The organism is Citrobacter cronae, from assembly GCF_016893685.1.
Taxonomy (GTDB): Bacteria; Pseudomonadota; Gammaproteobacteria; order Enterobacterales; family Enterobacteriaceae; genus Citrobacter; species Citrobacter werkmanii.
In genome coordinates this window covers 2,739,898-2,753,923 of record NZ_CP069763.1, presented here as the reverse complement: position 1 = coordinate 2,753,923, position 14,026 = coordinate 2,739,898, and the positions used below count along the sequence as shown (strand labels likewise).

At 50.0% G+C, this 14,026-nt stretch carries 13 protein-coding genes; 10 read left to right on the top strand and 3 right to left on the bottom strand.

The window, feature by feature from the left end; genetic code table 11:
- Positions 1–4: 4 nt before the first annotated feature.
- From JSN25_RS11665 to JSN25_RS11645, 5 genes are all read left to right on the top strand, one after another.
- Positions 5–1,297: an FAD-dependent oxidoreductase gene (locus tag JSN25_RS11665; protein WP_137351046.1), complete on the top strand. Its 1,293-nt coding sequence runs from the start codon at positions 5–7 to the stop codon at positions 1,295–1,297.
- Positions 1,294–1,578 (top strand): ferredoxin family protein, encoded by a 285-nt coding sequence (locus JSN25_RS11660; protein WP_069323141.1) that lies wholly within the window; start codon positions 1,294–1,296, stop codon positions 1,576–1,578. Before JSN25_RS11665 ends, JSN25_RS11660 begins: the two co-directional genes overlap by 4 nt.
- Before the next feature lie 66 nt (positions 1,579–1,644).
- Complete coding sequence (locus JSN25_RS11655) at positions 1,645–2,967, top strand: MFS transporter (protein ID WP_038638665.1); 1,323 nt, start codon at positions 1,645–1,647, stop codon at positions 2,965–2,967.
- A gap of 3 nt (positions 2,968–2,970) precedes the next feature.
- The gene (fadK, locus tag JSN25_RS11650) at positions 2,971–4,632 is read left to right on the top strand and encodes a medium-chain fatty-acid--CoA ligase (protein WP_204524954.1); all 1,662 of its coding nucleotides are present in this window, start codon (positions 2,971–2,973) and stop codon (positions 4,630–4,632) included.
- 13 nt (positions 4,633–4,645) lie between these two features.
- Positions 4,646–5,206, top strand: a complete 561-nt coding sequence (locus JSN25_RS11645; RefSeq protein WP_137346971.1) for a desulfoferrodoxin family protein — start codon at positions 4,646–4,648, stop codon at positions 5,204–5,206.
- 101 nt (positions 5,207–5,307) lie between these two features.
- Here the strand turns inward: JSN25_RS11645 and ahpF are convergent, their stop codons facing one another.
- Together ahpF and ahpC are read right to left on the bottom strand one after the other, a co-directional pair.
- Positions 5,308–6,873, bottom strand: a complete 1,566-nt coding sequence (ahpF, locus tag JSN25_RS11640; RefSeq protein ID WP_038638660.1) for an alkyl hydroperoxide reductase subunit F — start codon at positions 6,871–6,873, stop codon at positions 5,308–5,310.
- Between the two features lie 150 nt (positions 6,874–7,023).
- Positions 7,024–7,587 carry an alkyl hydroperoxide reductase subunit C gene (gene ahpC, locus JSN25_RS11635; protein ID WP_004859485.1) on the bottom strand — a complete coding sequence of 188 codons (564 nt, stop codon included), beginning with the start codon at positions 7,585–7,587 and terminating at the stop codon, positions 7,024–7,026.
- Positions 7,588–7,953: 366 nt separating this feature from the next.
- On the opposite strand from ahpC, the gene dsbG reads away from it, so the two are divergent.
- The 4 genes from dsbG to JSN25_RS11615 all read left to right on the top strand — a co-directional run bounded on the left by dsbG (position 7,954) and on the right by JSN25_RS11615 (position 11,817).
- A complete protein-coding gene (dsbG, locus tag JSN25_RS11630; protein ID WP_204524953.1) occupies positions 7,954–8,700 on the top strand; it encodes a thiol:disulfide interchange protein DsbG in 747 nt (248 codons plus the stop codon).
- Between the two features lie 206 nt (positions 8,701–8,906).
- On the top strand, positions 8,907–9,818 hold the full coding sequence (gene citR / locus JSN25_RS11625; RefSeq protein WP_204524952.1) for a DNA-binding transcriptional repressor CitR: 912 nt from the start codon (positions 8,907–8,909) through the stop codon (positions 9,816–9,818).
- 173 nt (positions 9,819–9,991) lie between these two features.
- Positions 9,992–11,215 carry a phosphoadenosine phosphosulfate reductase gene (locus tag JSN25_RS11620; protein WP_204524951.1) on the top strand — a complete coding sequence of 408 codons (1,224 nt, stop codon included), beginning with the start codon at positions 9,992–9,994 and terminating at the stop codon, positions 11,213–11,215.
- The gene (locus JSN25_RS11615) at positions 11,200–11,817 is read left to right on the top strand and encodes an IbrB-like domain-containing protein (protein ID WP_038638649.1); all 618 of its coding nucleotides are present in this window, start codon (positions 11,200–11,202) and stop codon (positions 11,815–11,817) included. Before JSN25_RS11620 ends, JSN25_RS11615 begins: the two co-directional genes overlap by 16 nt.
- Here the strand turns inward: JSN25_RS11615 and JSN25_RS11610 are convergent, their stop codons facing one another.
- Entirely contained in the window at positions 11,818–12,978 is a 1,161-nt protein-coding gene (locus JSN25_RS11610) for a pyridoxal phosphate-dependent aminotransferase (protein ID WP_204524950.1), read from the bottom strand. It abuts the gene before it with no gap.
- A 131-nt stretch (positions 12,979–13,109) separates the two neighbouring features.
- On the opposite strand from JSN25_RS11610, the gene JSN25_RS11605 reads away from it, so the two are divergent.
- Positions 13,110–14,026, top strand: a 917-nt coding sequence (locus JSN25_RS11605) for an oxidoreductase (RefSeq protein WP_233638412.1), incomplete at its 3' end; no start/stop codon positions are given.

Below are 14,026 nucleotides of genomic sequence, written 5' to 3'. Positions count from 1 at the left end.
AGCGATGTCGGACGAAAAATTTGACGCCATTGTTGTCGGCGCAGGCATCTCAGGCTGCATCGCCGCTTATGTAATGGCAAAAGCAGGACTGGATGTGCTGGTCATTGAGCGTGGTGATACTGCGGGCAGTAAAAATATGACCGGAGGACGACTCTACACGCACAGCCTGGAAGAAATTATGCCGGGTTTTACCCATATAGCCCCCGTTGAAAGAAAAGTCGTCAGGGAGCGAATTTCCTTTCTTACAACAGAAAGCGCTGTCACGCTGGACTATCTCGCGAGCCTCCCCCAACAGGCCCCGGTCGCAGAATCATGGACGGTGCTTCGCCGCACATTTGACAGTTGGCTCATGGCGCAAGCAGAAGCCGTTGGCGCTCAGTTCATCACCGGCGTCAGAGTAGATTCACTGATCCGTCAAAATGGACGAGTGACGGGAGTTCAGGCCGGAGACGATACCCTGGAGGCAAATGTGGTTCTCCTCGCCGACGGTGTAAATTCTCTGCTGGGCCGCGCTATCGGTATGGTGCCAGAATCATCGCCGCACCATTATGCCGTTGGTGTGAAGGAGGTGATTTCACTGCCATCCGCACAAATTCAGCAGCGCTTCGGGCTAACAGGTAACGAAGGCGCCGCCTGGCTGTTTGCCGGTTCACCATCAGACGGATTAATGGGCGGCGGTTTCTTGTATACCAATCGCGATACGCTTTCACTGGGTCTGGTATGCGGCCTCGACGGTATCGAGCATGCCCGTAAAACCGTGCCGCAAATGCTGGAAGACTTCAAACAGCATCCTGCTATCCGTCCGCTAATCGAAGGCGGTACGCTACAGGAATATTCCGCGCATCTGGTGCCGGAAGGCGGGATAGATATGGTTCCAACGTTAGTCGAGAACGGAGTGATGATTGTCGGTGATGCAGCCGGAATGTGTCTGAATCTGGGCTATACCGTGCGGGGCATGGATCTCGCCATCACAGCAGCCAATGTGGCGGCGCAAACGGTCATTGCCGCGAAAAATGCCAATGATTTCAGTAAAGGAAAACTCCAGGCTTATCCCAACGCACTGGAGAAAAGCGCGGTGTTACGCGATATGCGCCACTACCGCCGCCTCCCCGCAATGATGGAGAACCCGCGAATTTTTCAACAATATCCGCAAATGGCAACCGATCTCATGGCGTCTCTGTTTACCGTCAACGGCAAGGCCCCTGCTTCACTGTGCTCGACAGTATTAGCGCACGGCAAAAAAATCGGATTAATTAATCTCTTAAAAGACGGCATTAAAGGAGTTCGCGCATTATGAATACCGTGAACGTCGATGTGAAATTGGGCACGAATAAATTCAGGGTCGATGAAAGCCATCCCCATATTGTCCTGGTGGAAAACCCCGATCCAGAGCAGTTCCGTAAACTGATCCTCGCCTGCCCCGCCGGATTATATCGCCAGGATGACGCTGGCAATATTCACTTTGATTATGCTGGCTGCCTCGAATGCGGCACATGCCGGGTGCTGTGTTCACACACCATTCTACAAAAATGGGAATATCCACAAGGAACGTTTGGCGTTGAATTTCGCTTCGGCTAACCCCCTGCAAAACAGCATATCGCCGTATCAGGAGATACCTCGTGTTCGCGGTTCAGGGAGAAGACCATGTCGGTACAGAATCAAATTGATATCAGTACGATTTTAGACAAACACCCCATCAGCAAACGGCAATGGTTTATTGTCTTTCTCGGTTTTTTTGTTCTGGGTATTGATGGTTTCGATGTCACGGCAATTGGCTACATTGCTCCGGCATTAATAGATCACTGGCAACTATCCAAACAAGATCTGGGCCCGGTTATGATGAGTGGATTATTGGGGCTGGCGGCAGGCTCTTTAATTTCTGGCCCGCTAGCTGACCGCTATGGACGTAAAAAGTTAATTATTGGGTCAGTTGTCTTTTTTGGTCTCAGCAGCCTGCTTTCTGCCGGGGCCTGGAATTTATCCAGCCTGACTTTTTTTCGTTTTATTACCGGACTCGGGTTAGGCGCAGCCATGCCCAACATCACGACGCTGGTTGCAGAGTACGCCCCCCACCGTTATCGCTCTCGCCTGTCAACGGTGATCCATTGCGGCTTTAATTCTGGCGCAGCGCTGGGAGGCATACTTAGCCAACAGTTGCTCGGAACGTTTGGCTGGCGCGCCGTGCTTATCGCAGGCGGCATTTTGCCATTATTGCTGGCACTGGTTTTACTGCGTTGTTTACCTGAATCGATGTTGTATCTGGTGCAGCACGCCGGTAACGATGCGCGCCTGGTTCGCCTGCTAAATCTGTTTATTCCCGGAATTGCAGACAAAGATACGCGTTTTTACACCACCGAGCCGCAAAAAGCCCGCGCCAGCACGGCAAAGTCACTGCTGCATCCCCCTTACACGCTGGGAACGGTGGCGCTGTGGTTGACGCTTTTTGTCGGACTCTTCAGCGTTTACCTTTTATCCAGTTGGTTACCCCTGATGATAAAAGATGCCGGACTTACGCTCTCTCAAGCCGTCATTATGGGGTCTGTCTTTCAGATAGGCGGCATGATAGGCAATTTTTGCATTGGTATTGAAATGGATCGTTGGGGCAAACACGAGGCGATTATTCTGACGCTGTCAGGCAGCATATGCGGCGCATTAGTTCTGGGGCTGTTCACCCCTTCGCTTTTCCTGCTCTATGCCCTGGTTCTTATCCTTGGCTTCACTCTCAACGGGATCAACCCCGGTTGCTATGCACTGGCTGCGCACTTTTACCCGACTTCAATACGGGCAACCGGCGTTGGTTGGGCGACGGGCATTGGTCGGCTGGGCGCGATTACCAGCGCAGGCGTGGGTTCGCTCATGCTCGCAGCAGGCTGGACATTCAGTGACGTCTTTCTGTTTTTGCCTCTGCCGCTACTGGCTGGCGCACTGGCGATGTATTGCAAAAAAAGAACTCAGTCTGAGACATAACCAATGACAACGAACCTAAAAATCAATGCCGAGCGTAAAGCGCAATACCGGCAACAGGGCCACTGGGGAGATGCGACATTAGCCGATTACTGGTCCCTGTCGGCCAAAGCGTATGCAGACAAAGTGGCGGTCACCGATAATCGGGGGGATAACTATACTTATAAAGCGCTGGATATTGCCGCGGGACGGCTGGCGTCCTGGCTCATTGACGTCGGTATCCGCCCGGGCGATCGCGTGGCGCTCCAGTTGCCCGGCTGGTGTGAATTCACGATAATTTATCTGGCTTGTCTGAAAAGCGGAGCCGTGATCGTCCCGCTCCTGCCTGCTTTCAGGGAGTGTGAACTGACCTGGATACTCAATAAATCCCGGGCCCGGATACTGTTTACACCAACGAGTTTTAAAAACGACAACCCGGCAGATAGGATCGCCGCACTCCGTTCCGATCTGCCCTGGCTTGAGAAGGTGGTGGCGGTTGATAAGCTGGCGCCTGCGCCCACAGGCCCCGTTCTGAGCCAGATCCTCAATGATTCTCCGCCAATAGTGCATCACGTCCTAACGCATAGCGACGATCTGGCGGCTGTTCTTTTTACTTCCGGTACGGAAGGTCATCCCAAAGGCGTGATGCTGACGCACAATACCATCATCGCCAGTGAACGAACCTTCTGCGCGGCGCTCAATATAAACTGGACGGATTCGATTCTCATGCCCGCTCCGCTAGCCCATGCAACAGGATTTCTGCATGGCGTGACCGCCCCTTTTTTAACAGGCGCCAGCAGCGTGTTGATGGACATATTTTCTCCGCAAGAGTGCCTGGCATTACTGGCGCAAGAGCGCTGCACCTGCATCATGGGAGCAACACCGTTCGTGTGCGATCTGCTGTATGCTTCCAAAGCACAGCGCAGCAGTCTCTCTTCTCTTCGCTTCTTTCTGTGCGGGGGAACCACAATCCCAGGAAAACTTCTGCAGGAATGTCACCAGGCAGGGATTCAACTCCTTGGCGTATACGGAAGTACAGAAAGTGCTCCCCATGCGATAGTGCAACCGCATGACTCTCTGACTCATCAAATGAACACGGATGGCAGAGCCGCTGCAGGCGTTGAAATCAGAGTGGTCGACCAGAAGAAGATGACTCTGGCGGAAAATAATGAGGGCGAAGAAGCCTCTCGCGGCCCCAATGTTTTTGTCGGCTATCTTGATGAACCGGAACTGACCGACCAGGTGCTTGACGACGACGGGTGGTATTACAGCGGCGACTATTGCCGGATGGATAAAGACGGCTATATCAAAATTACTGGCCGAAAAAAGGACGTTATTGTTCGTGGCGGTGAAAACATCAGTAGTCGCGAAATAGAAGATATTCTGCTGCTTCATCCGGATATCCACGATGCCGCTGTGGTGGGCATGCCAGATAAACGCCTGGGTGAACGTTCTTGCGCTTATGTCGTGCTGAGTCATCCACAAAAAACGCTTCAGTTGGCTGATATCATCGCGTTTTTCGCCCAACGGCGTATCGCAAAATATAAATACCCGGAATATCTGGTTGTTATAGACAAATTACCGCGTACGGCCTCAGGCAAAATTCAAAAATACATTCTCCGACAGGATATTCTCCAGCGTCTGGCATCCCTCTCGCAAGAAACGACTGGTCTAACAACCTCGGCGTAAGAAGGAGCGCGTTATGTCTCTCACTCATACTGTTCCCGAACATTCCCGCAACGTACGCAGGGTATCAAACCGGATTAAAAACAGTACCAAACCCACTTTTATCCGCCCTAACCCGAACTTCTACCGTTGTCCTCAGTGTGGGGCGTTCCTTGTCACCATGGCTATACGTGACGAAACATCCCCGATAACCTGCTGTGGAAAAACACTCGTCGCGTTACGGGTTAATGATGCCACTACTACCGATGCGCTCGCCCAACAGCATCAACCGCTGATGACCATTTCCGGGGGATTTGAATCAAATACGCTTTCCGTAACGGTAGGTAATCCGGCGCATCCAATGACGGCAGATCACTATCTGGAGTGGATCTTTATTTACACCTTTCAGGGGGGACAATTTAAATATCTGCCGCCAGGCGCGCCGCCGGAAGCCACTTTTGCACTCGCGGGCAATGATGCTTATGTTTATTGCGATCGCCCAATCTGTAAAGGGAAACAGTGTAAATTCAACTGCAAACGAGGATTTTCAGCCTATACCTGGTGCAACCAGCATGGGTTGTGGCGGTACACATTTTGACGGTTCACATTGCAGGTCAGCATGTTGTGCGCGCTTTAGCGAAATAAAAAACCGCCAGCGGATGACTGGCGGTTTTGGCATTGCAGGTGAGTCTTACTTTTTTATGCTACTGTGGTGCGAATCAGATAATCAAAGGAGCTTAACGAGGCTTTCGCGCCTTCGCCTGTCGCGATGATGATCTGCTTATAGGGTACGGTTGTGCAGTCACCTGCAGCGAAAACACCTTTCACGCTGGTTTCGCACTTCGCATCAATGATAATTTCACCCATGCGGTTACGTTCCACGGCGCCTTCCAGCCAGTTGGTGTTCGGCAGCAGACCAATCTGAACAAAAATACCTGCCAGTTCTACACTGTGAACATCGCCGCTTACGCGGTCACGATACTCGAGCCCAGTGACTTTGCTGCCATCGCCTTTTACTTCTGTCGTTTGCGCATTCAAAATGATGTCGACGTTTTTCAGACTACGCAGTTTATTCTGCAGCACCTGATCGGCCTTCATTTCAGGAGCAAACTCCAGCAGCGTCACATGTTCCACGATGCCCGCCAGGTCGATAGCGGCTTCAACACCGGAGTTACCACCGCCAATCACCGCCACACGCTTGCCTTTAAACAGTGGGCCATCACAGTGCGGACAGTAAGTTACGCCTTTGGTGCGATATTGATCTTCGCCCGGAACATTCATGTTGCGCCATTTCGCACCGGTCGCGATGATAATGCTGCGCGCTTTCAGCACCGCGCCGGATGCCGTTTCAATCTGATGCAGCCCACCTTCCTGCGCCGCAGGAACCAGTTTGCTGGCGCTTTGGCTGTCGATCACATCAACATCATAGTCATCAACGTGTGCTTTCAGCGCGCCAGCCAGTTTCTGGCCTTCGGTTTTCGGTACCGAGATATAGTTTTCAATATCAACGGTATCCAGAACCTGACCGCCAAAACGTTCGCCCATCAGACCGGTGCGGATACCTTTACGTGCAGAGTACACCGCCGCAGCCGCTCCCGCAGGGCCGGAACCAACAATCAGTACGTCATAAGCATCACGCTTGTTCAACTCTTCAGCCGCACGTTTCTCTGCGCCGGTGTCCACCTTCGCCACGATCTCAGTCAGCGTCATGCGACCCTGGCCGAACTCTTTACCGTTCATAAATACCGCCGGAACGCCCATCACGTTACGATCGGTAATTTCATTCTGGAACGTACCGCCGTCAATCGCCGTATGTTTAATGCGTGGGTTCAGTACCGACATCAGGTTCAGTGCCTGCACCACGTCCGGACAGTTATGGCAGGAGAGTGAATAATAGGTTTCAAATTCAAAATCACCGTCGAGATCGCGGATCTGCTCCAGCAACGCCTGCGCCTCTTTTGACGGATGACCACCGGTCCACAACAGCGCGAGCACCAGCGAGGTAAATTCATGGCCCAGCGGAGAACCCGCAAAGCGAGGCCCCTGGTGAGAGCCAGGATTGGTAATCAGGAACGATGGCTTACGCACTGCCAGAGTATTGTCTTCTGTAAAGGTGACTTTTTCTGACAGTTCAGCAATTTCAGTCAGCAGTTCCTTGATTTCTGCCGATTTAGCGCTGTCATCCAGCGTAGCAATCAGCTCAACAGGTTTGGTCAGTTTCTCAAGGTAAGCCCTGAGCTGGGTTTTCATATTTGTGTCGAGCATTCTTCTTCCCTCTCTGAAAACATCATCATGCAAGCCGACTTCGCGGGACTGCATTAATGCAACTTGCGTCATGGTGCTGGAATGAAACAGGCGCAAATTTGCGCCTGTGGAATGCCGGATGCACTATGTTTATCCGGCCTACAAATTGGCTTAGATTTTACCAACCAGGTCTAAAGATGGAGCCAGTGTCGCTTCACCTTCTTTCCATTTAGCCGGGCAAACTTCACCTGGGTGGGATGCAACATACTGTGCGGCTTTAATTTTGCGCAGCAGGTCGGACGCATCACGGCCGATACCTTCAGCGGTAACTTCGATTGCCTGGATGATACCCTGCGGGTCAACAACGAAGGTTGCGCGGTCAGCCAGACCTTCATCTTCACGCATGTTGTCGAAGTTACGGGTCAGGGCGCCAGTCGGGTCGCCGATCATTGCATATTTGATTTTTGCGATGGTGTCAGAGCTGCTGTGCCATGCTTTGTGCGTAAAGTGGGTATCGGTAGAAACAGAGTAAACGTCTACGCCCAGTTTCTGCAGTTCTTCATAATGGTCTGCAACATCGCCCAGTTCGGTCGGGCATACGAAGGTGAAGTCAGCCGGATAGAAGAAGAAGACGCTCCAGCGACCTTCGGTATCTTTCTCGGTTACTTCGATGAACTCACCGTTTTTGAACGCCTGGTTTTTGAAAGGTTTAATTTTGGTATTAATCAAGGACATCTGTACTTCCTCCGTGTTTTCGTTGAGAGATAAGTTAACGAAAATCTCTTCCAAGGGCTAATGCGTTTCCTTTATCAAATCAATAAGCGTTAACTAACAACTTCCTCAATCGAACCTAAAAGACAAAAGTAAAAAAGGCCCCCTTTGCAGGGAGCCTCATTACCCGAGCTACCCGCAGGTAACTTCAGTACCAGCAGAACTGGCTATGTGTTGCGCTCTACATTACCTTAACAAAGGTCGTAACAGCGATTGGGATTACATCACCCAACTAAAGAAAGGGCAATCGACAGACTGTCGATCTTACCTATGGCTGTGATAGGTTTTGCAATTCAGTCCCCTTTCCTTCTGATTTTATAAGGAAAATCAATGTTCAAGCGTACCTTACTCTTATCCTTACTTCCCGCTATCGTTCATGCCGAAGAGCTACCTGCCCCTGTTAAAGCCATTGAGAAACAGGGCATTACTATTCTGAAACCTTTCGATGCCCCTGGCGGAATGAAAGGTTATCTGGGTAAATATCAGGATATGGGCGTCACTATCTACGTCACGCCCGACGGCAAACATGCTATCTCAGGCTACATGTACAATGAGAAAGGTGAAAACCTCAGTAATGCACTGATAGAAAAAGAGATCTATGCCCCAGCAGGGCGCGAGATGTGGCAGCGAATGGAAAAAGCCTCATGGATTCTGGATGGTAAGAAAGAGGCCCCGGTGATTGTCTACGTGTTCGCCGATCCCTTCTGCCCTTATTGCAAACAGTTTTGGCAGCAGGCGCGTCCGTGGGTCGATTCCGGTAAAGTTCAGTTGCGTACGCTACTGGTGGGCGTAATCAAACCTGAAAGCCCGGCAACAGCTGCCGCAATCTTGTCGACAAAAGATCCGGCCAAAACCTGGCATAACTATGAAGCCTCCGGCGGCAAAATGAAGCTGGAAATTCCTGCCTCTCTCCCGCCCGAGCAGATGAAGATACTCAATATCAATCAAAAGTTGATGGATGATTTGGGTGCTAACGTGACGCCAGCCATCTACTACATGAGTAAAGACAATACGCTGCAACAGGAAGTCGGGTTACCCGATCAGGAGAAATTAAACATTATCATGGGAAATAAATAAAGGTAATAAAATGAGTGATTGTTATCGTTCTCATTTCAATCACTCACCACACTTCTTTTTTTTCTCGTGAAAATAAAGTGTTTTGTGCTATGTTAGTTTAAATTAATCGTTCATTAAGCACTGAAACATAAAGTCTGTAAATAAGTACATTTCAAACTATTTCATAATTTAATTATTTCAAATTTTACCGTCAGAGGAAAGTATACATGGCTAATCTTTACGATCTTAAAAAATTCGATCTAAACCTACTTGTTATTTTTGAATGTATCTATCAGCACCTGAGCATCAGCAAGGCTGCAGAAACACTTTTTATTACACCTTCGGCCGTGAGCCAGTCATTGCAACGACTTCGTACTCAGTTTAACGATCCATTGTTCATTCGCTCGGGAAAAGGCATCACGCCTACGGTAACTGGCATCAATCTTCATCATCATCTGGAACAAAACCTCAACTCACTGGAGCAAACAATTAACATCATGCATAACTCCAGTTTAAAGAAAAAATTTATTATTTATAGCCCGCAAATGGCAACCAATTTAAATTTATACGAGATGGTTCATTCCCTCAGAGAAGGTTCTGATATTGATATTGAGATTGAACATCACGACATTCTAATGAGCGCGGAAACTGCTGAAAATATTCTATCTTACCGCAAAGCGGATCTGGTATTCACAATCGTACCAGTACATAACCGCTCCATTGTATGCACGCCGGTCAAAACGCTCGAAGGGGTGTTAGTCCGTAACAGTAACCATCCCAGAATTAATGATTCAAGTACCGTAGAACAATTATTAAAGGAAAAATTTACATTACTCCTCACTGAGGAACAGGGGATGAAAGAGTATCAGTCACAAACGAATCAACTTTTAGCCAATCGTGATATTGGTTTCAGTAGCGACTCTTTGATTTCAATCGTTAACGTTATATCAAACACTGATATCATTGGTATTATACCCAGAGTTATGTACGAATTTTACTCCCCTGTCTTTAATCTCAAGGAGATTAGCGTCGGTATAAAATTGCCGTCAGCAAAACTGTATTTGATGTATAACCGCGCTTCGCTTTCTAACGATTCCTTTGCCTCATATATAAAAAGAATTACACCAGATAGCGAATAAACGCCTGTTAATTTTTTTCCCGGTGAGCGTAATTAATTCATATTAATAATTCATAAAAGCCATTTATTGAAATGGTGAATTATTTATGAGAATTACGACACATATAGATTAGCATTTCTTATGCTGACCATTTACCATAGCGGGGAATAACAGCTCCTCACTATGGATTTGATATGTCTGTTTATAAAATACCTCTAACTCAACATGTACTTGAAGCCGCACAGGAGCGCATTACATGGACGCTCAACACGCTGCCGCGCATTTGTGTTTCATTATCGGGAGGAAAAGATTCCGGTCTTATGCTCCATCTTACGGCCACCCTTGCCCGCCAGTTACAGAAAAAAATTAGCATCTTATTTATTGACTGGGAAGCTCAGTTTTCCTGCACTATCGATTATGTCCAGGCGCTACGCGAGAGTTATTCCGATGTTATCGAAGAATTTTATTGGGTCGCATTACCTCTGACCACACAAAACGCGCTTTCACAATATCAACCCGAATGGCAGTGCTGGGAGCCGAATATACAGTGGGTGCGTCAGCCACCGGCCGATGCCATTACCGACCCCAATTTCTTTTCTTTCTATCAGCCCGGTATGACCTTTGAGCTCTTCGTTCGCGAGTTCGCAGATTGGTTTTCACAAAAGCGTCCCGCAGCGATGATGGTCGGTATTCGCGCGGACGAGTCCTATAACCGCTTTGTGGCCATCGCCAACTCGCGTAAGCAACGTTTTGCCGATGACAAGCCGTGGACGACGGCAGCGCCAGGTGGCCACACCTGGTATATTTATCCGTTATATGACTGGAAAACAGCCGATATCTGGACATGGTTTGCGAAGACAAAAATGCCGTGCAATCCCTTGTATAACCTGATGTATCAGGCCGGGGTCCCAACAAGATATATGCGTATTTGCGAGCCCTTTGGACCGGAACAACGCCAGGGATTGTGGCTGTACCATGTCATTGAGCCACAGCGATGGGCGGCTATGTGCGCCCGCGTCAGCGGCGTTAAAAGTGGCGGGATTTACGCCGGTCATGACAACCATTTTTACGGTCATCGGAAAATACTCAAACCAGAGCATTTAAGTTGGCAGCAATACGCCATGCTGCTATTACACAGCATGCCAGAACAGACCGCAGAACATTACCGCAACAAAATCGCTGTCTATATACAGTGGTATAAGAAAAAAGGCATGGACAATATCCCGGAAAGTCAGGAAGGCGATATTGGTTCCAGGGATATCCCCTCATGGAGAAGGATCTGCAAAGTACTCCTGAATAATGATTACTGGTGTCGAGCACTGTCGTTCAGCCCCACAAAAACGAAAAACTACCAGCGATATACTGAACGCATGAAAACCAAACGTCAGGAATGGGGGTTGTTATGCAACAACGATTAACACAGGAACTCCTCGGCTTTCTTTCTGGTTTGCCAGAAAAAGATAGAATTGAAGCCATTAATGAATTCAGAATGGCAATCCACAGCGTCAGTCCATTTCGTGAAGAACCAGTAGATTGCGTGTTATGGATTAAAAGCGATCACATTTCGCCCAATGATTACAATCCTAATAACGTTGCGCCGCCGGAGAAAAAGCTGCTGTTGAAATCCATCGAAGCGGATGGCTTCACCCAGCCGATTGTCGTGGTTCACTCAACGGAAGAAGAGTATGAAATCATCGATGGCTTTCACCGCCATGAATTAGGAAAAAACAAAGCATCGCTAAAACCACGATTAAAAGGCTATCTGCCCGTCGCCTGCCTGGAACGCGATCGCCATGAACGTATGGCGGCGACAATCCGCCATAACCGCGCCCGCGGACGCCACCAAATCCACGCCATGTCGGAAATCGTGCGTGAATTATCGCAACTGGGCTGGAGTGAAGAAAAAATCGCTAAAGAACTGGGCATGGATAACGATGAAGTGTTGCGACTGAAACAAATCAACGGCCTACAGGAGTTATTTGCCGACCGTCGGTTTTCCAAAGCCTGGACAGTAAAATAATTACAGCGAAACCAGACGCTCTGCGGCTGCTAACAGCGTCGATTCTTGCTTGGCAAAACATAGGCGGATCAGCTTATGCGGGAAAGGATCGGCGCAGAACACCGACAGCGGTATCGCCGCAACCCCCACTTCTTTAGTTAACCACTGACAAAACTCAACGTCAGTAAGCGTTGAGACCGCACTGTAGTCGACCAGCAGAAAATAGGTCCCCTCACACGGCAGAATTTCCAGTCGGCTGTCGCGTAACGCATTCACCAGCACATCACGCTTTCTCTGATAAAACGCGGGCAGCTCGCGGTAGTGTATTGGATCCTCCCGCAGCATATCCGCCAGAGCCAGCTGAGCCGGTGTGTTGACTGAGAACGTCAGGTACTGATGGACTTTGCTTAGCTCGGCGCTAATGGCGTCGGGTGCAACGCAATAGCCGACTTTCCAGCCGGTCATATGATACGTTTTACCGAAAGATGAAACGGCAACAGCGCGTTCCCGTAGCTGCGGATGAGCCAGCACGCTTGCATGTCCATGAGCGGCAAAGCAGATATGCTCATACACTTCGTCGCTAATAACAAAAATCTCGCGCTCTTTAATCGCCTGCCATAACGCATCAAAATCAGCGCGCTGCCAGACGGTAGCAGATGGGTTATGCGGTGTATTGAGGATTACTAACCGGGTGCGCTCGCTGAGTAACGTGGCAAATTCCTGCCAGTTCACACGAAATGACGGCGGTTGCAACGCAATACGTTTCACCACGCCGCCGGATAACGCCACCGCAGGCGCGTAGCTGTCGTAGCTCGGATCAAAACAGATCACTTCGTCACCAGGCCGCACCAGCGCTGTAATGGCTGCATACAATGCTTCTGTAGCCCCTGCCGTGACGGTGACTTCACTTGTCGCATCGGGCTTATAACCGTACAACTCCGCGGTTTTATCGGCAATGGCTTCGCGCAGCGGCTGCACGCCCGTCATCGGCGCATACTGGTTAGCGCCATGCGCGACATGATATGCCAGACGTTCCTGCAAGAAATGTGGACCGTCAAAATCAGGAAATCCCTGCGAGAGGTTAATAGCCTGATGCTGCTGTGCCAGCGCGCTCATTTGCGTAAATATTGTGGTCCCCAGATTTGGGAGTTTGCTTTGCACAATCAGTGGGTTATTGCTCATTATTGTTATCCCGACGTGTGATGTTGTTGTTGAAGCCACTATAGCACGATGTTAGTATTTGGCAATCAAGACGTTCAGACGTCTATATAAAAATAACCTGCCAGATCAGGACAGCACAAGGACAACACAACATGAGTAATACCGAGATTCGCGTCGTCACCGGCCCGGCTAACTACTTTTCCCACACCGGTAGCCTCTCCAGACTGCACGACTTTTTCACCCCGGATCAACTCTCACACGCCGTCTGGGTCTACGGTGAGCGAGCTATCGCCGCGGCGCGTCCTTATCTGCCAGAAGCTTTTCATCTTGCCGAAGCTAAGCGCCTGCTGTTTAAGGGACATTGCAGCGAAACCGATGTTGCTCAACTGGCAAAAGAATCGGGAGATGATCGCAGCATCGTGATTGGCGTGGGTGGCGGTACACTGCTCGATACGGCTAAAGCGCTGGCTCGCCGCCTTGATTTACCTTTCGTGGCGATCCCAACCATCGCCGCCACCTGCGCGGCCTGGACGCCGCTTTCCGTCTGGTACAACGATGCCGGTCAGGCGCTGCATTTCGAAATATTCGACGATGCCAATTTTTTGGTGCTGGTTGAGCCACGAATCATACTTAACGCGCCTGAAGAGTATTTACTGGCCGGTATTGGCGATACGCTGGCGAAATGGTATGAGGCAGTGGTGCTGGCTCCGCAGCCAGAAACGTTACCTCTGACCGTACGTCTGGGCATCAACGGCGCGCTGGCCATCCGCGACGTCCTGCTGGAAAGCAGCGAGCAGGCACTGGCAGATAAGCAGCGTGGTGAACTAACCCAGGCGTTTAGCGACGTGGTGGATGCGATTATAGCCGGCGGCGGTATGGTCGGCGGCCTGGGCGAGCGCTACACCCGTGTAGCGGCGGCTCATTCGGTCCATAACGGTCTGACCGTCCTCCCGCAAACGGAGAAGTTTCTCCATGGCACCAAAGTGGCGTATGGCATTCTGGTGCAGTGCGCGCTGCTTGGACAAGATGATGTGCTGGCGCAATTAGTTACCGCTTATCAGCGCTTCAA